This window comes from Streptomyces sp. NPDC002870, assembly GCF_042888505.1.
Taxonomy (GTDB): Bacteria; Actinomycetota; Actinomycetes; order Streptomycetales; family Streptomycetaceae; genus Streptomyces.
Genome location: NZ_JBIAPW010000037.1, coordinates 67033 through 89407 on the forward strand (window position 1 = coordinate 67033; position 22375 = coordinate 89407).

At 71.5% G+C, this 22375-nt stretch carries 2 protein-coding genes; both read right to left on the reverse strand.

Annotated features, from left to right (window positions below; all coding sequences use genetic code 11):
• Positions 1-3: 3 nt before the first annotated feature.
• Complete coding sequence (locus ACFYWY_RS32090; protein ID WP_389192949.1) at positions 4-11046, reverse strand: type I polyketide synthase; 11043 nt, start codon at positions 11044-11046, stop codon at positions 4-6.
• Between the two features lie 46 nt (positions 11047-11092).
• Complete coding sequence (locus ACFYWY_RS32095; protein WP_389192952.1) at positions 11093-22357, reverse strand: SDR family NAD(P)-dependent oxidoreductase; 11265 nt, start codon at positions 22355-22357, stop codon at positions 11093-11095.
• Positions 22358-22375: the final 18 nt, after the last annotated feature.

The window sequence follows — 22375 nt, forward strand, 5'->3', positions numbered from 1 at the left end:
CGTTCAGATGGTGTCCATCCAGCCGGTGACGGTTTTCGCGGTGGAGCCCGCATGGGCCTCCATCATCGTGAAGTGGTTGCCCGGCACGTCGGCCACGCTGTCCGCGCCATCCCAGGACGCCTGCCACTCGTCCGGTTCGAGCGGTCCCGCCTGATCGACGGTCACCGGCGGCTCGCTGGAGCGCACGAGCAGTACGGGGCGGGAGAGGCGGTCCGGCGACCATGCGCCGACGACGCGGATGTACCAGCTCATCGCGGTGAGCCGGTCCGCGTCCATGTGCGCGAACATGGACTCGCGGTCGAACATGCCGCCGATCATCTCCCCGGCGAAGCGGGTGAAGGGCGAGTCCTCGCGCGGCAGGTAGGTGTCGAGCAGCGCGACACCGGCAGCGGGTGTCCCCGCCTTGTCCAGATAGTGCGCAACGGCGAGCGCCAGTATGCCGCCGGACGACGAACCGACGAGCACGAACGGCTTGTCGCCCGCGCACCGCACCACCGCCTCTGCCTGCAGCCGCACGACCGCCTCGAAGGAGACGGGCAGCGGCTCTCCCCGGCCGAAGCCGGGGGTCGGCAATGCCCATACGTCCCGCTCGCCCCGGTAGGCGGAGGCGAACCTGGCGTACTGGTGCACACCCGCGAGCGCCACGTACGAGCTGAAGCAGATCAGGCTCGCGGCGCCCGTGTCCGAGGTGCCGTCGCCGCGGCGGGCGAGCCGTACGGGCGTGAAATCGGTCCCGAACTCCCCCGGCGCATCGAACGTCGGCCTCAGTTCGGCAGCCGCCTGCAGCAGCGCGAAACCCTCCTCCACCCGTCCCGACGCGCAAGCCGTCCGGAACAGGGCGCCGATCGTGTCCTCCGTCCGCTCGGTCCGCTCCGTCCCGGAGGGCCGGTCGTCGGATCGCCGGGAGCCGGACTGCGCGAGCGCGGGCGCCGACAGTTCTTCGCCCAGCCGGGACGCGAGGTCCTGGGGCGTGGCGAACTCGAACACGAGCGTGGGCGGGAGCCGAAGGCCGGTGGCCACGCCGAGCTGATTGCGCAGCTCGACGGCGGTCAGCGAGTCGAAGCCCAACTCGGTGAAGTCACGGTCCGGTTCGATCTCCTCCGGTGACCCGTGGCCGAGAACCCCCGCAACCTGGCGTCGTACCAGGTCCAGCAGGAGTGCGCCCCGCTCGGTGGGCCCGACGGCAGAAAGCCGCGCGAGCAGGGCGTCCTTGTCCTCTCCGGCGGCGGAGACGGTACGCCGGGTTCGACCGGAAGCCGCGGTGCCCAGCAGGGCCTCGAGTCCGCTCCTGCCGAGGCCTACGGTGACCAGGGCGGGCTCGCCGCTCGCCAGCGCGGCGTCGAACAGCGCGAGGCCGTCGTCGGCGGAGAGCGGCCGCATACCGCCCCGGGCCATGCGCCGCCGGTCGGTGTCCGCGAGCCCTGCCGTCATGCCGCCGCTCTCGGCCCACAACCCCCACGCCAGCGAGGTGGCGGGCAGCCCATGAGCGGCCCTGTGCCGGGCCAGACCGTCCAGGAACGCGTTGGCGGCCGCGTAGTTGGCCTGTCCTGCAGAGCCGAAGGTGCCGGCTGCCGAAGAGAAGAGCACGAACGCCGACAGCTTCCGGTCCTTCGTCAGCTCGTGCAACAGCCGGGCGGCGTCGGCCTTCGGGCGCAGCGTCCGCTCGACCTGCTCGTCGCTGAGCGCGGTCAGGACGCCGTCGTCGACGACCCCGGCGATGTGCACGACGGCTGTCAGCGGGTGATCCTGCGGGATCGAGCCGAGCAGCCCCTCCACGGCCTCCCGTTCAGAGATGTTGCAGGCCACGAGGGACACATCGGCCCCCTCCTCGGCCAGCTCCGCCAGCAGCGCCTGTGCCCCGTCGGCCGAGGGCCCGCTGCGGCTCGCCAGCAGGAGGTGCCGTACACCGTGCCGGGTGACGAGATGGCGTACGGTGAGCCGCCCCAACGCGCCCGTGGCACCGGTGACCAACACCGTGCCGTCCGGGTCGAATACGGAGGCGGAGTCCTCCGCAGGCGCGACGCGGCCGAGGTGGGGCAGGCGCAGCTCGCCCGCCCGGACAACGGCCTGCGGGCGGGCGGCGGCCACGGCTTGGGGAAGGGTGCTCCCGGAAGCCTCGCTGTCGTCGAAGTCGAGGAGCAGCAACCGGTCGGGGTGTTCGAGCTGGGCGGAGCGCACCAGCCCCCACAGCGCCGCGCCCGCGAGATCGCCTACATCCTCGCCGGGCTCGGCGGCGACGGCGCCCCGGGTGACGAACACCAGACGAGAGCCCGCAAACCGTTCCTCGGCGAGCCACCGGCGGCAGGCGGCCAGGGCGCCGACGAGCAGTTCCCGGACGTCCAGTTCTTCCCTGCAGGGGTCCGAACCGCATTCCAGCAGAACCGTGTCGGGCATCGTCATCCCCGTTGCCGCGGCTGCTGCCAGCGCGTCGAGGTCGGCGTACGACTCCACATGCACGCCCACGTGGTCCAGCACCTCCGCGATCCCGCCGTCCGCCGGGCCACCGCCGGCGGTGCTGTGACCGACCGGGCTGCCGAGCACGACCCACCGGGCTGCCTCGGGTCGCGGCGGCAGGGAGGCGGCGGCCCGCCAGTCGAGGCGCAGCGGAGCATCCGGCCCGGCCGACGGCGCGGCGGGCAGCTGCTCGCGGGTCACCGTGCGCAGGAAGAGCGCGTCGGCACTGGCGACGGGCTTGCCGGAGGTGTCCGCGACCAGTACCGAGAAGGCGTTGGCGCGGTCCTCGGCGGGCGCCAGACGTACGCGCAGTTCCGTGGCCCCCTCGGCGTGGAGCGTTACCCCGCTCCAGGCGAACGGCAGCATGGCCCCGGCGTCACCTGGGCCGCTCGCGTCCCGGCCGCTGACGAGGAGCGTCTGGACGGCCGCGTCGAGCAGTGCGGGGTGCAGCGTGAACCGTGCGGCGTCGGCTCGGTGCGGCTCGGGCAGCGCGGCCTCGGCGAACACCTCGTCACCGCGCCGCCATACGGAGCCGAGCCCCTGGAAGGCGGGCCCGTAGGCGAACCCGCCCTCGGCGAATGAGTCGTACCAGTCGCCCGGTCCCACAAGCTCGGCGCCGTCGGGCGGCCAACTGCTCAGGGTCTCCGGCTCGATCCGGGGAGCCGTGGCCAAGGTGCCCTGTGCGTGCCGTGTCCAGGGGGCGGTGTCGTCCACCTCCACGGGCCGGGCGTGCACGGTGAACGGCCGCCGCCCGGCGTCGTCGGGAGCGGCCACGGCGACCTGGAGATGGACGGCGCCACGCTCCGGAAGGACGAGCGGAGCCTCCAGGGTGAGCTCGGCGAGATGGTCACAGCCGGTCCGGTCACCGGCGCTGATGGCCAGGTCGAGGTAGGCCGTGGCCGGAAGGATTACGCTGCCCAGCACCGCGTGGTCGGCAAGCCAGGAGTGGGTGGCGAGGGAGAGCCGGCCGGTGAAGACGACGGATTCCGAGCCGGCCACGGTGACGGCCGCGCCGAGCAGCGGATGGTCGGCCGCGCGCAGCCCCACGGAGTCGAGGTCGCCCGCCCCGGCCACTGCGTCCCACCAGTAACGCCGCCTCTGGAATGCGTATGTCGGCAGGTCGACGCAGCGGGCATCGGGGAACAGCGCAGACCAGTCGGGGCCGGCGCCTGACGTGTGGAGCCTGCCGATCGCGTCCATGACGCCGCGTGTCTCGGGCCTGTCCTTGCGCAGCGCCGGGACGAGAGCGCGGTTGTCGGCGGCGAGGCATCCCTGTGCCATGGCCGTCAGGGTGCCGTCCGGGCCGATCTCCAGGAACCGGGTGACGCCGTGCTCTTCAAGTCGGCGGATGCCGTCGGCGAACCGGACGGCCTCGCGCACATGCCGCACCCAGTATTCGGGAGAGGTCAGATCCGTGGCGAGTTCACCCGTCACATTCGAGACCACCGGGATACGAGGCTGCTCGCAGGACACGCTCTCGGCAACCGTACGGAAGTCGGCCAGCATCGGCTCCATCAACGGCGAATGGAACGCGTGGCTGACCCTCAGGCGCTTCGTCTTCCGGCCCTCGGCCCCGAAATGCGCGGCGATCTCCGCAACGGCCAATTCCTCACCGGAGACGACAACCGACTGCGGCCCGTTCACCGCCGCGATACTCACCCGCACCAGATCCAGCAGCGGCAGCACCTCGGCCTCGGTTGCCTGAAGCGAGACCATCGACCCACCCGCGGGCAACGCCTGCATCAACCGGCCACGCGACGCCACCAGACGACACGCATCCTCCAGCGACCACACCCCCGCCACATGCGCGGCCGCCAACTCACCAATGGAATGCCCCAGCAGGAAATCGGGCCTGACACCGAACGTCTCCACCAGCCGGAATAGCGCGACTTCGACCGCGAAGAGCGCAGGCTGCGTAAACCCCGTCCGATGCAATGCTGCCTCGTCTTCACCGAAGACGACATCCCGCAGCGGCAACTCCAACTCACCATCAAAATACGCACCCACCGCATCAAACGCCTTCGCAAAAGCTGGGAAGGCGTCGTACAACTCCCGGCCCATGCCGAGCCGCTGCGCACCCTGTCCCGCGAACAGGAACGCGGTCCTGCCTTCGCCCCGGACCTCCCCGGTGACGACGTTCGCCGCGGTGTCACCCGCCGCCAGAGCACTGAGGCCGCGAAGCAGTTCGTCACGGTCCTCGCCCACGACTGCGGCACGGTGCTCGAACGCGGACCGGGTTGTCGCAAGCGCCAGTCCCACATCCCGCAGGCCGAGTTCGGGCCGGTCCTGCACAAACGCGAGCAGTCGTCCGGCCTGCGCGCGGAGCGCGTCGCGTGTGCTGCCGCCGAGCACCCAGGGCACGGGAACGGTCGCGGGTGCGGAAACGGGTACGGATCCGGCGGGTGCCTCGTCCATCAGGGACTTCGCGACGGGGGCCTGTTCGAGGATGGCGTGCACATTGGTGCCGCTGATGCCGAACGAGGACACACCTGCCCGTCGCGGCCGGTCTGTCTCCGGCCATTCCACGGCGTCGGTGAGCAGCCGTACGTTCCCTTCCGACCAGTCCACGTGCGTCGTAGGCCGGTCGATGTGCAAGGTGGGCGGCAGGACTCCGTGCTGGAGCGCCAGAACCATCTTGATCAGGCCCGCGACACCGGCGGCGGCCTGCGTGTGCCCGATGTTGGACTTGACGGCGCCCAGCCACAGAGGCCGGTCGGTCTCCCGTCCCTGCCCGTATGTCGCCAGGAGCGCCTGTGCCTCGATCGGGTCGCCGAGTGTCGTGCCCGTGCCGTGTGCCTCGACGGCGTCGATGTCCGTCCCGGACAGACCGGCACCTGCCAGGGCCGCCCGGATCACCCGCTGCTGCGAGGGGCCGTTGGGGGCCGTGAGACCGTTCGACGCACCGTCCTGGTTCACGGCGGAGCCGCGGAGCAGCGCCAGCACTGTGTGCCCGTTCCGTTGTGCGTCGCAGAGCCGCTCGACCAGCACAACGCCGACGCCCTCGGAGAAGCCGGTGCCGTCGGTCCGGTCGGCGAACGCCTTGCACCGCCCGTCGGCTGCCAGACCCTGCTGACGGCTGAAGTCCAGGAAGAGCCCCGGGGTCGACATGACGGTGACGCCGCCCGCCAGTGCGAGATCGCACTCCCCCGTCCTGAGCGCCTGCGCCGCCAGATGGAGGGCGACGAGCGACGACGAGCAGGCGGTGTCGACGGTGACGGCGGGCCCCTCGAGACCGAACGTGTACGAGAGGCGGCCGGACATGACGCTCGCCGAGTTCCCGGTGCCGAGGTGCGCCTCCGCGTCCGGTGACGCGGTAAGCGGACGGGAGGAGTAGTCCTGGTAGTTGGTGCCCGCGAAGACGCCGGTACGGCTGCCTCGCAGCGACACCGGGTCGATCCCGGCCCGCTCGAACGCCTCCCACGACGTCTCCAGCAGCAACCGCTGCTGCGGATCCATCGCCACCGCCTCACGCGGCGAAATCCCGAAGAAGGCGGCGTCGAAGTCGGCGACATCGTCGAGGAAACCACCGGCACGGGTGTAACTGCGCCCCGGCACACCGGGCTCCGGGTCATACAGGGCGTCGGCGTCCCAGCCCCGGTCTGAGGGCCACTGGCTGATCGCGTCCACCCCGTCGGCCAGCAGCCGCCAGAATTCCTCGGGCGAGGTCACTCCGCCCGGGAAGCGGCAGCTCATCGCCACGATGGCGATGGGGTGGTCCTCGTGGGTCGAGGAAGTGGGAGGCGCCGGCGCGGGCACCGCTGCCGCCTCTTCGAGGCTCAGCTCCGTGCGCAGTCTGGCGGCTAGCGCGGTCGGGGTGGGGTGGTCGAAGATGAGCGTGGCCGGGAGCCGTTTGCCGATGGCTTCGCTGAGCGCGTTGCGTAGCTCGACCGCCATGAGCGAGTCGAAGCCCAGCTCGCGGAAGGCCCGGTTGGGGTCCACCTCGTCGGGGTCGGTGTGATTGAGGACAGCGGCGACGTGGGCGCGGACGAGGTGCGCCAGGGCCAGGCGTTGTTCCGTGGCGTCGAGGGCGGCGAGCTGACGGGCGAGCGTGGGCCCGCCGGCCGGTTCCTCCGTAGCCGGTACGGCGGCGGAGAGCGCCCGCTGGACGTCGGGCAGGTCGGCGATCAGTGGCCGGGCGCGTGCCCTGGTGAAGATGTGCCCGAAGGTGTCCCAGTCGATGTCGGTGACGGCGACCGTGGTGTCGTCATGGTCGAGGGCGCGTTGCAGCGCGGCGACGGCCGACTGCGGGTCCATGACGCGTACGCCGTGTCGCTGCAGTCGCCTGCCTACGGCGCCCTCGGCCATACCGCCGTCCGCCCAGGGTCCCCAGGCTATGGAGGTGGCCTGGAGCCCGGCTGCCCTGCGCTGCTGGGCCAGGGCGTCGAGGTAGGCGTTTCCGGGAGCGTAGTTGGCGTGTCCCGGCGCGCCGATGGTGCCGGCGGTGGAGGAGAACAGCACGAACGCCGACAGGTCGTGCTGCCTGGTCAGCTCGTCGAGATTGCGGGCGCCGCCCACCTTGACCCGGAGCACCCCGGCCAGTTGAGCAGGCGTCAGGGAGTTGATCATCCCGTCGTCCAGTACGGCCGCGGTGTGCATGACGGCGGTGAGCGGCCGGTCGGCGGGGATCGCCTCGATCAGTGCCGCGACCGCGTCCCGGTCGGCGATGTCGCAGTCGGCGAATTCGGCACGGGTGCCGAACTCGGCCAATTCGGCGGCCAGTTCGGTGACGCCGGGGGTGTCGGCGCCGCGACGGCTGACGAGGAGCAGGTGCGGTGCGCCGTTTCTGGCGAGCCAGCGGGCCACGTGCCGCCCCAGCGCGCCGGTTCCGCCGGTGACCAGGACGGTGCCCCTGGGCGCCCATCGGCGTGCGGTGTCGAGCGCGCCTGTCGCGGCGCGGACCAGTCGCCGGGCGAGGACGCCGCCCGGCCGCACCGCGAGCTGGTCCTCGTCACCGATGCCGGCGAGCGCGCCGACCACGGCCGTGGCGGCGGCCTGGTCCAGAGTTTCGGGCAGGTCGATCAGTCCGCCCCAGCGCTTCGGCTCCTCAAGGGCGACGACGCGGCCGAAGCCCCACACCAGGGCCTGGCGCGGCGCGGCGACGCCCCGCAGGGGGTCGGTGGCCACGGCGCCACTGGTGGCGAACCACAGCGGCGCCTCGACGCCCATGTCGTCCAGTGCCTGGACGAGACCGACGGTGGCGGCGAAGCCTCGGGGCAGGCCGGGAAGGGCGGAGTGGTCGTCCTCGTCCAGGGCGAGCAGGGAGACGACGCCCGCGAGCGGGGGCAGCCGCTCCTCTGGGGCTGCCGTGCCGCTGAGGGCGGCCGTGCCGCTCAGGGATGCCGTGTCGCTCAGGGCGGCCGTGTCGCTCAGGGATGCTGTGTCGCGCAGGGCGGCCCCGATCGTCCCGGCGAGTGAGGCCCTGTCCTGCTCGGCTTCCGCCATCACGGTGACCGGGCGCGCTCCCGCGGCGGAGAGTGCCCGCGCCATGGCGATGACCTGTGGACCTTCGCTAGGTGCGACCAGCAGCCAGGTGCCGCGGAGGGCGGGTGGCGCCGCCGCGGGGAGGGGTTTCCAGGTGACGCGGTAGCGCCACGAGTCGGCGACGGCCCCTTCGCGGTTGCGCCTGCGGTAGTCGCTGAGCGCGGGCAGCATCCCGGTGACGGCCGCGGAGTCCACGCCCAGCGCCGCGCTGAGCGTGTCCGCGTCGCCGCTCTCGACGGCCTCCCAGAAAGGGGCGTCGGTGGCGTCGCCAGGGACGGCGCGCCGTGCGGGGGCGGGACTGGGCCAATAGCGACGCCGTTGGAAGGGGTAGGTGGGCAGGTCGACCCGCTGGGGGGCGCTGCTTCCCTGAGCGCTGCCTCCCCGGGTGCTGCCGAGGACCGTGCGCCAGTCCACGGGCCCGCCGGCGACGGACAGTTCGGCGAGCGAGGTGAGGAAGCGCCGGTGGCCTCCCTCGCCTTTGCGGAGGGTGCCGACGACGGCGGCGTCAGCGATGTCGAGTGCGTCGAGCGTGTCGCGTACAGCCGCCGTCACCACAGGATGCGGTGAGGTCTCGATGTACGCGCGGTAGTCCTGTTCGGCGAGCGAGCGGACAGCGTGCTCGAAGCGTACGGTCCTGCGCAGGTTCTCGTACCAGTAGCCGGCGTCCAGCCGGGCGGTGTCGATCCAGTCGCCGGTCACCGTCGAGAAGAACGGAGTCGCGCTGCTGCGCGGCTTGACCGGTGCCAGTTCGGCGAGCAACTGCTCGCGTATCTCCTCGACATGCGCGGAGTGGGAGGCGTAGTCGACCGGTATCCGCTTGACCTGTGCGCCGTCGGCCTCGAGCGCGGCGAACAGCTCGTCGAGTGCCTCCGCCTCGCCGGAGACGACCACGGACTGGGGGCCGTTGACGGCGGCGACCGACACGCGGTCGCTCCATGGCGCGAGACGCTCCTGAACGGCCGGCAGCGGCAGCAGTACGGACATCATGCCGCCGCGTCCCGCGAGTGAGGTCAGGGCCCGGCTGCGCAGTACCACGACGCGGGCGGCATCCTCCAGGGTGAGCGCCCCGGCGACGCAGGCAGCGGCGATCTCGCCCTGGCTGTGCCCCACGACGGCGTCGGGCTGCACGCCCCGGGCGCGCCAGAGTCCCGCCAGGGAGACCATCACGGCGAACAGCGCGGGCTGGACGACGTCCACGCGATCGAGCGACGCCGCTCCCTCGGCGCCGCGGAGAACGTCGTGGAGGGACCAGCCGGAGAACTGTTCCACGGCCTGCGCGCACTCGGTGAAGCGGGCGCGGAACTCCTCGTCCGTATCGAGCAGTTCGGTGGCCATACCGGCCCACTGGGGGCCCTGGCCGGGGAAGACGAAGGCGGTACGGCCGTCGCCGCCGCTCGTGCCGCGTACCACCCCCGGGGCCGGAGCCTCGCCGGCGAGCGCGTCCAGGCCACGGAGCAGTTCGTTGCGGTCGCCGGCGATGACGGCGGCGCGGTGTTCGAACGCCGACCGGGTGGTGGCCAGCGACCAGGCGGTGTCGCGCAGTGGCACTGGCGGCTCCGCGGACAGCCGCTCACGCAGCCGGGCGCTGAGTGTGCGCAGCGATTCCGCGGTGCGCGCGGACACGAGGAAGGCCAGCTCGCCGACCGTGGCGTCGGCCTCGGGCGCGTCGTCCGCCTCAGGGGCGCGGTCCGCCTCGGGTTCGCCGTCCGCCTCGGGGGCGGGGTCCTGCACCGTGACCTGTTCGAGGATGACGTGCGCGTTGGTGCCACTGACGCCGAAGGAGGAGACTCCGGCACGGCGCGGCCGCCCGCGGTCGGGCCACGGTTCGGCACCGGCGAGCAGCGACACGCTCCCCGCCGACCAGTCGACGTGCGACGAGGGCCGGTCGACGTGCAGGGTTCTCGGCATCAGCCCTTCCTGGAGGGCGAGTACGGCCTTGATGACACCCGCTGCTCCGGCGGCGGCCTGCGTGTGTCCGATGTTGGACTTCACGGAGCCGAGCCACAGCGGTTGTTCCGCGTCCCGGTCCTGCCCGTACGTCGCGAGGAGCGCCTGGGCTTCGATGGGGTCGCCGAGCGTCGTTCCGGTGCCGTGCGCCTCCACCATGTCGATGTCCGCCGTGGCCAGGCCCGCACCCGCGAGGGCCTGCCATATGACACGCTGCTGGGAAGGGCCGTTGGGGGCCGTCAGGCCGTTGCTCGCTCCGTCCTGGTTGACCGCCGAGCCGCGCACGACGGCGAGTACGGGGTGCCCGTTGCGGCGGGCGTCGGCCAGCCGCTCGACGAGCAGCATGCCCGCGCCCTCACCCCAGGCGGTGCCGTCGGCCGCGTCCGCGAACGCCTTGCACCTGCCGTCGCCGGCCAGTCCACGCTGCCGACTGAACTCCAGGAACAGCCCAGGTGTGGACATCACGGTGACGCCGCCCGCCAGCGCGAGGTCGCACTCCCCCGAGCGGAGTGCCTGCGCCGCCAGATGGAGGGCGACGAGCGAGGACGAACAGGCGGTGTCGACGGTGACCGCCGGCCCTTCGAGGCCCAGCGCGTAGGAGACCCGGCCGGATACGACACTGGCGGCGTTGCCGGTGCCGACGTGCCCTTCCAGCCCTTCCGCGGCACCGAGCAGCACAGCGGTGTAGTCCTGCCCGTTGGTGCCCGCGAAGACCCCGGTACGGCTGCCTCGCAGCGACACCGGGTCGATCCCGGCCCGCTCGAACGCCTCCCACGACGTCTCCAGCAGCAACCGCTGCTGCGGATCCATCGCCACCGCCTCCCGCGGCGAAATCCCGAAGAAGGCGGCGTCGAAGTCGGCGGCCCGGTCGAGGAAACCACCGGCACGGGTGTAACTGCGCCCCGGCACACCGGGCTCCGGGTCATACAGGGCGTCGGCGTCCCAGCCCCGGTCGGCCGGCCAGGCGCCGATGGCGTCCACCTCGCCCGCGAGCAGCTGCCAGAATTCCTCGGGCGATGCCACCCCGCCGGGAAAGCGGCAGCTCATCCCCACGATCGCCACCGGCTCCTGGATCCCGGCCTCGACTTCGTGCAGGCGCTGCCGGGTCTGGTGAAGGTCGCTGGTGACCTTCTTGAGGTATTCGAGGAGCTTCTCTTCGTTCATGCACCCTCATCCACGCGACGGTTCCCGGGCTCTTGCGGTCGGCGGCTCATGACATGCCGAGGTCGTTGTCGATGAAGTCGAAGATCTCGTCGGCGGTGGCGGAGCTGATCCGGTCGCTGACCCCGGCGTCGTCCTTCGTCTCTCCGCCTCCGTCCTGCCGCTCGTTCCACTTCGCCAGCAGCGTCTGCAGCCGGGAGGCGATCCTGGCGCGCTGCGGATCGTCCTGCGACACCTCTCCCAGCACGCCCTCCAGCCGGTCGAGTTCGGCGAGCGCGGGCACTCCCCCGGCCGCGCTCCCGGCGACGACCCCTGTGCGCAGGTGGCGGGCGAGGGCCACGGCGGTCGGGTGGTCGAAGAGCAGCGTGGCGGGAAGCTGCGTACCGGTGGCGAGACCGAGCCTGTTGCGCAGCTCGACGGCCATGAGCGAGTCGAAGCCCAGTTCGCTGAAGGCCCGCTTCGGGTCGATCGCGTCCACGGAGGAGTGCCCGAGAACGCCGGCCACATGGGTGCGGACGAGGGTGGCGAGTACGCGTTCCTGGTCGGCCTCGCTCCGCCCGGCCAGCTGCTCGCGCAGCGCGGCGAGACCGCTGTCCCGGCCGCTGCCGGCGGACTCGCGCTCCGGGGCCGCACGCCGTGCCTCCGGCAGATCGGAGAGCAGCGCACTTGCCCGCACCGAGGTGAAGCCGGGAACGAACCGCGCCCAGTCCACGTCGGCCACGGCCGCCGTGGTGTCGCCATGGGTGAGCGCCCGCTCCAGCGCGTCGACCGCGAGCTGCGGGTCGATCGGCCCCATGCCGCCGCGCCTGAGCCGGTGTTCCAGCTGCTCGTCACCCGCGGCGCCGGCCGCCATGCCACCGCCGGCCCACGGCCCCCACGCGATCGAGGTGGCCGGCAGGCCGAGCGCATGCCGCTGCTGGGCGAGTGCGTCCAGATAGGCGTTGGCGGCGGCATAATTGGCCTGCCCCGTCGCTCCCGCCGTGCCGGCGAAGGACGAGAACAGCACGAACGCCGTGAGGTCGCCCGTCAGTTCGTGCAGGTTCGCCGCGGCGGCCAGCTTGGGCCGCAGCACGGCGTCCAGGCGCTCACCGTCGAGCCCGGCGATCAGTCCGTCGTCGAGCACACCCGCTGTGTGGAACACGGCGTCGACGGGATGCTCGGCCAGCAGCCGCGCCAGCGCCTCGCGGTCGGCGGCGTCGCACGCGACGACCGTCACCCGGGTGCCGCGGGCGGTCAGTTCGGCTGCCAGTTCGGCCGCGCCTTCGGCTTGTGCGCCACGCCTGCTCGCCAGGACCAGGTGCCCGGCCCCACGGTCGGCCAGCCGGCGAGCCACATGTGCGCCGAGTGCGCCGGTGCCTCCGGTGACCAGGACGGTCCCGGAGCACTCCCACGGCTGTTCGGTCCCAGCGCCGTCGTCCCGGGACTGCGCCCGGACCAGTCTCCGTACGAATGTGCCCGAGCCGCGTACGGCGACCTGGTCCTCGCCCTGCCCGGCCTCCAGCACCGCGCACAGCCGTTCCACGGCCCGCTCGTCGAGCTCCGCGGGCAGATCGACGAGGCCGCCCCAGCTCTGCGGCTGCTCCAGCGCGGCGACGCGCCCGAAGCCCCAGACCGCGGCCTGTACGGGGGACGGCACGTCCTCGCGCTCCCGCACCGCCACGGCGCCGGTGGTCGCGCACCACAGCGGCGCGCCGGCGCCCAGGTCGTCGAGGGCCTGTACGAGTGCCATGGTCGCGGCGAGTCCGCCGGGCGTGGCGGGCTGCGTCCGGTTCGGCTCCTCATCGATGCCCAGCAGCGAAAGCACCCCGTCGACGGGACCCGACTCGTCCAGGACCGTCGTCAGCTGCTCGGCGAGCGACTTCCGGTCCGCGACGCCGCAGTCGACCTCGACCACGACGACCCGGGCCGCCCCGTGGGTGGCGAGCCCTGCCGCGATCGCCGTCTCCCAGGCGCGGCCGGCACGCCCCGCGGGCAGCGGAAGCAGCCAAGTGCCGGACAGGACGGGAGCGGAGGCGTCGGCGACAGGCCGCCAGATGACCCGGTACTCCCAGCCGTCGACGGCGGTGCGCTCGCGCTGCTTGAGGCGCCACGAGGACAAGGCGGGCAGCACTTCGCTCAACGGGGCGTCGTCCGCCAGATGGAGACGCTCGGCCAGCTCGCCCAGGTCGGCGCTTTCCACGGCGGCCCAGAACTGCTCGTCCACCGTCTGCGCCGGGTCGGCTCCGGTCCGCGGCCCGGCCGGTTCCAGCCAGTACCGGCTGCGCTGGAAAGCGTAGGTGGGCAGCTCGACACGGCGCGCCCCCTCGCCGTACAGGGCGGCAGGACCCGACCCCAGACCGCGTACGTGCAGGCTTGCGGCGGCGAGCAGGGCGCTGGACGACTCGGGCCGCTCGCGCCGCAGTACGGGGAGCGCGGCGGTGTCCTCACCGGGTTCGCGCAGGCTCTCCCATGCCATGGCGGCGAGGGCGCCGTCGGGGCCCAGCTCCAGGTACGTCCGTACGCCGTCGGCCTCCAGCCGGCGGACGCCGTCGCAGAAACGGACGGCCTCCCGCACGTGCCGCACCCAGTACTCGGGCGAAGTGAGGTCGGTTCCAGCGGCCGGTTCCCCGGTCAGATTGGAGACGACAGGGATACGCGGCGGTGCATACCGCACACGCCGCGCCATCTCGCCGAACTCCGCCAGCATCGCTTCCATCAGTGGTGAGTGAAACGCATGGCTGACCCGCAAACGCCTAGTCTTGCGCCCCTGCTCGGCCAGTTGCCCTGCGATGTGGGTGACCGCGTCCTCCTCGCCGGACACGACGACCGCCGAAGGCCCGTTCACCGCGGCGATGCCCGCCCGGTCCGCAAGACCCTCCAGCAGGGGCAGTACCTCGTCCTCTGAAGCCTGAACGGCGATCATGGCGCCGCCCTCCGGGAGGGCCTGCATCAACCGGCCGCGGGCCGCGACGAGGGCACAGGCGTCCTCAAGGGTCAGCACCCCGGCCACATGCGCGGCGGTCAGCTCTCCGATGGAGTGGCCGATCAGGAAATCGGGCCTGACACCCCACGATCCGACCAGGGCGTGGAGTGCCGTTCCCACCGCGAACAGCGCGGGTTGTGTGTACTCGGTGCGGTCGAGCAGCGCGGCTTCGGGCGAGCCCTCTTCCGCGAATACCAGGTCACGCAGGGGCCGTTCGAGGTGCCGGTCGAACTCCGCGCAGACCTCGTCGAAGGCCCGGGCGTATCCGGGGAACCGCTCGTACAGCGCGCGGCCCATGCCGGCGCGCTGGGAGCCCTGACCGCTGAACAGGAAGGCGAGTTTCCCGCCGGTGCCCGCCTGCCCGCGCACCAGCCCCGCCGAGTCCTCCCCGCGTGCCAGCGCGGCGAGGCCGGTCAGGAACGCCTCTCTGTCCTCTGCGACCAGCGCCGCCCGGTGGTCGAAGGCGGCCCGGGTGGTGGCAAGCGAGTACCCGACATCGCGTACCGCCGGGCCGGGGTGGTCGGCGACATGCGCACGCAGCCGCTTCGCCTGGTCGCGGAGTGCGTCCGCAGAGCGGGCGGAGAGCGGCCACACGACGGGGCCGTCCTGCTCGTCAGGCCGGTCATGTACGTCAGGCCGGTCATGTACGTCCGGCCGGTCATGTACGTCGGACCGATCGTGTACGTCGGACCGATCGTGTACGTCGGACCGATCGTGGTCGTCCCGCGAGGTGCCTGCGGGAGTGCCGGCGGGAGCACTGTCGGTGGAGTCGCTCTCGCCGAGTTCGCTGTCCGCCGCCTCGGCCTGTTCGAGCACCACGTGCGCGTTGGTGCCACTGATCCCGAACGAGGACACGGCGGCGCGGCGCGGCAGTTCGCAGCGCGGCCACTCCACTGCCTCGGTCAGCAGCCGCACGTCGCCGGCCGACCAGTCCACATGCGAGGACGGCTCTGTGACGTGCAGCGTCTGTGGCAGCACCCCCTTCTGGAGCGCCAGCACCATCTTGATCACACCGGCGATGCCCGCCGCGGCCTGCGTATGCCCGATGTTGGACTTCACCGAGCCGAGCCACAGAGGCCGCTCGTTCTCACGGTTCTGTCCATAGGCGGCGATGAGCGCCTGTGCCTCGATGGGGTCGCCCAGCGACGTTCCGGTGCCGTGCGCCTCGACCGCGTCCACATCAGTGGCTTCAAGACCCGCGTTGGCGAGCGCGGCCCGGATGACACGCTGCTGGGAGGGGCCGTTGGGGGCCGTCAGGCCGTTCGACGCACCGTCCTGGTTCACGGCGGAACCACGGAGCACGGCGAGCACCGGGTGGCCGTTGCGCCGCGCGTCGGAAAGACGCTCGACCAGGACGATGCCCGCGCCCTCACCCCAGCCGGTGCCGTCCGCGCCCTCTGCGAAGGCTTTGCACCGCCCGTCTCCCGCAAGGCCTCCCTGACGGCCGAACTCCACGAACGCGCCCGGAGTGGCCATCACGGTCACCCCGCCCGCGAAGGCGAGATCGCACTCCCCGAGGCGGAGGGCCTGCGCGGCCAGGTGCAGAGCCACGAGCGACGACGAGCAGGCCGTGTCGACCGTCACCGCGGGCCCTTCGAGGCCGAGGGCGTACGAGACACGGCCGGACGTCACGCTGGTGGCGTGGCCGGTCAGCAACTGCCCCTCCGAGCCTTCGGGCAGGACGTGCGCAGCCGAGCCGTAGCCCTGGTAGTTCGTCCCCGCGAAGACGGCTGTCCTGCTGCCGCGCAGGGCCGCCGGGTCGATGCCGGCCCGCTCCAGCGTCTCCCACGAGATTTCCAGGAGAAGCCGCTGCTGCGGGTCCATGGCGACCGCCTCGCGGGGCGAGATCCCGAAGAAGTCCGCGTCGAAATCGCCGCTCTCGTAGAGGAACCCGCCTTCGACGTGGCCGAGATCGCCGTCGCCGCCCGTCTGCCAGCCACGGTCGACGGGCATCGGCGAGAGTGCGTCCACTCCCTCGGACAGCAGCCGCCAGAACTCCTCGGGGCTGCGGACTCCTCCTGGGAAGCGGCAGCTCATGGCGACAACGGCGAGCTGCTCCTCGCCGACAGCCGCCTGGCCGGTCGCCGCCCGGCCACTCGCGGCGTCCGGCATGGCTGCGACAGCTGCCTCGCTGTCGCCGAACAGCTCCGTACGCACGTGGCGGGCGAGTGCCAGCGGCGACGGATAGTCGAAGACGAGCGTCGCAGGCAGCCGCAGACCGGTCGCTGCCGCCAGCCGGTTGCGCAGCTCTACGGCGGTGAGCGAGTCGATACCCAGGCCGCGGAAGTCCCGTGCGGGCTCGACGGCTTCGGGCCCGGCGGCGTGTCCGAGGACGATAGCCGCTTGCGCGCGTACGAGATCCAGTACGGCGGTCTCCCGCTCGGCGGGCGGCAGGGCGCCCAGCCCGGCCCGCAGGCTCTCCGCGGGGTCGCCGTCTGTCGCCGACGCGGCGGAGCGCCGCTCGGATCCGGTGACGAGACCGCGTAGCAGGGCCGGCAGCGCGGACTGCTGTGCGCGCAGTGCCGCGTGGTCGAGCCGGACGGGGACGAGAACCGGGACGGTCGTGCGGAGCGCGGCGTGGAACGCGGCCATGCCCTGTTCCGCTGTGAACGGGATCATGCCGCCGCGTGCCATGCGCTGCAGATCCGTGTTCGCCAGCTCGCCGGTCATACCCGCACCGGGAGCCCAAGGGCCCCACGCGAGTGACGTGGCGGGCAGGCCGATGCTGTGCCTGCTGTGTGCGAAGGCGTCCAGGAAGGCGTTCGCGGCCGAGTAGTTGCCCTGTCCTGAGCCGCCGAACATGCCGGCGATGGAGGAGAAGACAACGAATGCGGCCAGGTCCTCGCCCCGGGTCAGCTCGTGCAGGTTGACGACCGCGTCCGCCTTCGGCGCGAGCACGGTGTCCAGTCTCCGGGGCGTCAGCGAGGACACCACGCCGTCGTCCAGCACACCGGCCGTGTGCACGACCGCGGTGAGGGGGCGCTCCGCGGGAATGCCTGCCAGCACGGCGGCCAGGCTGTCACGGTCGGCAGCGTCGCAGGCGATGAGGGCGGTGTCGGCGCCGAGTGCGGCCAGTTCGTCCAGCAGTTCGTCGGCGCCGGGCGCCTCCATCCCCCGGCGGCTGGCGAGGAGCAGGTGCCGTATGCCGTGCTCGGTCACCAGGTGCCGGGCCACCAGCGCGCCCAGGCCCCCCGTTCCGCCGGTGATCAGTACCGTGCCCTCCGGGTCGAGGGCGACCGGCATGGTGAGGACGACCTTGCCGACGTTCTTGGCCTGGCTGAGGTGACGGAATGCCTCCGGGGCTTTTCGAATGTCCCAGGCCGTCACGGGCAACGGCTCCAGCACACCCCGCTCGAACAGATCGAGCAGCGCGCTCAGCATTTCCGCGATCCGCTCAGGACCGGCGTCGAACAGGTCGAAGGCCCGATATGTGACACCCGGATGCTGGACCGCTACCTCCTGCGGATGCCGGACGTCGGTCTTGCCCATCTCGAGGAACCGGCCGCCTTGCGGCAGCAGCCTCAGCGAGGCATCCACGAACTCCCGCGCCAGGGAGTCCAGCACCACGTCCACACCCCGGCCACCGGTCACATCCAGGAACGACCGCTCGAAATCCAGATCACGCGAAGACGCGATGTGCGAATCGTCCAGACCCGACCCACGCAACGTCCCCCACTTGCCCGGACTCGCGGTACCGAACACCTCAGCACCCAGATGCCGCGCCAACTGCACCGCAGCCATGCCAACCCCACCCGCAGCAGCATGAATGAGCACCGACTCGCCGACCTGCAACCCGCCCAGGTCCACCAGCGCGTAATACGCCGTCAGGAACACCACCGGCGCAGCCGCCGCCTGAGCGAACGACCACCCCTCCGGAATACGGATGACGGTGCGCTCGTCGGCCACCGCCACCGGCCCGAGCGACCTGGTGAACAGACCCATGACCCGATCCCCCGCGGAGAATCCGGTCACCCCCGGGCCGACCTCCGTGACCACGCCGGCGCCCTCGATGCCCAGGGCTCCGGCTTCTCCCGGGTACATCCCGAGCGCATTCAGCACATCGCGGAAGTTCAGACCGGACGCGCGTACCGCGATCCGAACCTGCCCGGCGGCTAGTTCGGCGTTCGCCGTGGGGCACCCCACGAGACGCAGATTCTGGAGAGTGCCTTTCTCCACGATGTCCAGGCACCACGCCTCGGCCTGCTCGGGCACGGACAGAGCAGCCCGGCGTACGTACCTGCTGAGCCTTGGTGCGTACGCCTGGCCTGCGCGTACGGCCAGTTCGGGCTCCCCGGAGGCCAGAGCCACGGGGAGCGCGGCGAGGGACTCGCTCGCACCGTCCACGTCGACGAGCGTGAAACGGTCCGGGTTCTCCGAACGTGCCGAGCGGACGAGCCCGCAGACAGCGGCCAGCGCCGGATCCGGTTGCCGTTCGTCCACGGTGACCGCGCCCTGCGTGACGACGACCAGGCGGGATGCGGCGAACCGCTCTTCGGCCAGCCATGCCTGGACGATCGCGAGCGCCCGGTGGGTCATGGTGTGCGCGGCGACGGACTGATCGCCCTCGTCGGCGTCGCCCATCCGCAGCAGGACGTGGGCAGGAACGTCGTCCTGCGGGAGCGAACCGAAGTCGGGGTAGCTCACGGCGTCGATCGCGGAAAGGTCGAGTCGGTCGGCGCCACCCGCCATGTCGACTACGGCATCGACGGTCACGGTGGATCGGGCAGGCTCGGACAGCGGTATCCACTCGATCGCATGCAGCGCGGTGTCCTGCTGTCCTGACCTTGCACTCGCGATCCGGTCGGTCGACACCGGGCGCAGGACCAGGGAGTCGATCGTCGCGACGGGCCCGCCCGAGGCGTCGGCCAGTTCCAGGGCGACCGTGTCATGACCGTTCATCGACAGCCGTGCGCGCAGCACCGAAGCGCCAGCCGCGTGCAGGGTCGCCCCTGACCAGGAGAAGGGCAACCTGCCGCGGCCTTCGGCCTCTTGGCCCGCGGGGACAAGCCCGAGCGCATGCAGCGCCGCGTCGAGCAGTGCCGGGTGCAGCCCGAACCCTGCCGCATCGGGGACGGCGGTCTCAGGCAGTTCAACCGTGGCGAACAGCTCGTCACCGCGGCTCCATACATCACGCAGACCGCGGAAGACCGGACCGTAGTGGAAGCCGGTCGAAGCCAACCCGTCGTACAAGCCGTCAACGTCGACGGGCTGCGCTCCGGCGGGCGGCCACTGGGACAGGTCGGCCCCGGGAGTCGAGGACCCCGTGGCGAGTACGCCGCCGGCGTGAAGCGCCCACGGCTGCTCGGGCGGTGCGTCCTCGGACCGGGAATAGACACTCAGCGTGCGGCGGCCGGACTCGTCCGGAGACCCGACGGAAACCTGGAGCTGTACGGCGCCTCGCTCCGGCAGCACCAGGGGTGTCTGAAGGGTCAGCTCCTCCACTTGCCCGCAGCCGACCTGGTCCCCGGCGCGGACCGCCAGCTCCAGGAACGCTGTGCCGGGGAACAGTATCGAGCCCGATACGACGTGCTCGGCGAGCCAGGGGTGGGTCGCTGCGGAGACGCGCCCCGTGAACACCAGGGCGCAGCCGCCGGCCTCGCCGTCCGCGCTGTCGGCCAGGGGGACGGCTGCACCCAGCAGGGGGTGATGAGCGGACACCAGCCCGGCGGAGCCCAGATTTCCGGGCGACATACCGTTGAAGCGAGGCCAGTAGCGCTGGTGTTGGAAGGCGTAGGTGGGCAGGTCGACGGGGCGGGTGGTGGTGGGGAAGAACGTCTGCCAGTCGACGTCGATGCCGTGGACGAATGCCCGTCCGGCGGCGGACAGTACCGCGGACACCTCGGAACGGTCCCCACGCAGCACAGGTATCAGGGCATGGTCCGTCTCTTCGTCAAGGCATCCCTGGGCCATGGCGGTCAGCGTGCCGTCGGGGCCGATCTCCAGGAACCGGGTGACGCCGTGCTCTTCAAGTCGGTGGATGCCGTCGGCGAACCGGACGGCCTCGCGCACGTGCCGCACCCAGTACTCGGGAGAGGTCAGTTCTTCTGTGGTGGCCAACTCGCCCGTGAGGTTGGAGATGACCGGGATACGGGACGCCTCGTAGGTCACGCTTTCCGCGACCGTACGGAACTCGGCCAGCATCGGCTCCATCAACGGCGAGTGGAAGGCATGACTGACCCTCAGGCGCTTCGTCTTGCGGCCCTCGGCCTCGAAATGCGCGGCGATCTCCGCAACGGCCAATTCCTCACCCGCAATGACCGTCGCCAGCGGACCGTTCACCGCCGCGATGCTCACCCGCTCCAGATCCAGCAGCGGCAGCACCTCGGCCTCCGACGCCTGGAGCGAGACCATCGCCCCACCCGCCGGCAGCGCCTGCATCAACCGGCCGCGGGCCGCCACCAGACGGCACGCATCCTCCAGCGACCACACCCCCGCCACATGCGCGGCCGCCAACTCACCAATGGAATGCCCCAGCAGGAAATCGGGCCTGACACCGAATGACTCCACCAGCCGGAACAGCGCCACTTCGACCGCGAACAACGCAGGCTGCGTAAACCCTGTCCGACTCAACGCATCCGAGTCATCACCGAACACGACATCCCGCAGCGGCAACTCCAACTCACCATCAAAATACGCACCCACCGCATCAAACGCCTCCGCGAAGACCGGGAAGGCGTCGTACAACTCCCTCCCCATACCGAGCCGCTGCGCACCCTGCCCGGTGAAGAGCAAAGCCAGCCGCGCTTCGGGTTGGGCCAGAGCAGTCGCTACGGAAGCGACATCGTCACCGTTGGCCAGGGACCTGAGCCCTTCAACGAGTTCGCTGTGTCCGGTGCCGAGTACGACGGCTCGGTGTTCGAGCTGCGCCCGCGTCGTGGCCAGGGCGAACCCGACATCCGGCAGACGGAGTTCGGGCCGGGCTTCCACATACGCCAGCAAGCGCTCCGCCTGCCCCCGCAGACCAGCCCGACTCCGCGCCGAAACCACCCACGGCACAACACCCGAACCACCCACAACAGCCACCGGCGCGGAAGAAACCTCCTCCACCGGAGCCTGCTCGATCACCACATGCGCATTAGTGCCACTCACCCCGAACGCAGACACACCCGCCCGACGTACACGTTCGCCCTCCGGCCACTCCACAGCCTCGGTCAGCAGCCGAACATTCCCCGCCGACCAGTCCACATGCGACGACGGCTCATCCGCATACAACGTCCGCGGCAGCACACCGTGCTGCATCGCCAGCACCATCTTGATCACACCAGTCACACCCGCGGCCGCCTGCGTGTGACCGAGATTCGACTTCACCGAACCCAGCCACAACGGCCGGTCCTCCTCACGCCCCTGGCCGTACGTCGCCAGCAGCGCCTGCGCCTCGATCGGGTCGCCCAGCGTCGTGCCGGTACCGTGCGCCTCCACCGCATCCACGTCCGAAGCCGAAAGACCCGCCCCCGCCAACGCCTGCCGGATCACCCGCTGCTGCGAGGGACCATTCGGTGCGGTGAGACCGTTGGACGCACCGTCCTGGTTCACCGCAGAACCGCGCACGACCGCCAGCACCCGATGGCCGTTGCGCCGGGCATCCGACAACCGCTCCACCACCAGCACACCAGCGCCCTCGGCCCACCCGGTGCCATCCGCAGCATCCGAAAACGCCTTGCAGCGACCATCAGCCGCCAGGCCCCGCTGACGGCTGAACTCGATGAACGCTCCCGGCGTCGACATCACCGTGACGCCGCCCGCCAACGCGAGGTCACATTCACCCGACCGCAGGGACTGCGCCGCCAGATGCAGCGCCACCAGCGAAGACGAGCATGCCGTGTCGACGGTCACGGCAGGGCCCTCGAGCCCCAGCGCGTACGCCACCCTGCCCGATACGACCGCGGCGGCGTTCCCCGTACCGAGGTAGCCGTCCTGGCCTTCCGGAGTGCTCAGCAGAAGGGCCGGGTAATCCTGGCCATTGGAGCCGACGAACACACCGGACCGGCTGCCGCGCAGTGCCTGGGGGTCGACGCCGGCGCGCTCGAGGGCCTCCCAGGACGATTCCAGCAGCAGTCGTTGCTGAGGGTCGATCGCCACGGCTTCCCGTGGGCTGATGCCGAAGAACGCCGGATCGAACCGATCGACTCCGCTGACAAATCCGCCGTGTCGCACGTAGCTCTTTCCGGGCTGTCCCGGCGTCGGGTCATAGAGGGCGTCGAGGTCCCAACCCCGGTCGGTGGGAAGTTCGGAGATCGCGTCCTCGCCTCCGGCCACCAGCCGCCACAGATCCTCAGGGCTCGCCACCCCACCCGGCAGACGGCAGCTCATCCCGACAATCACCACCGGATCGTCCGACGTGGACACAACCACCGGCAGATCAGAAGACGC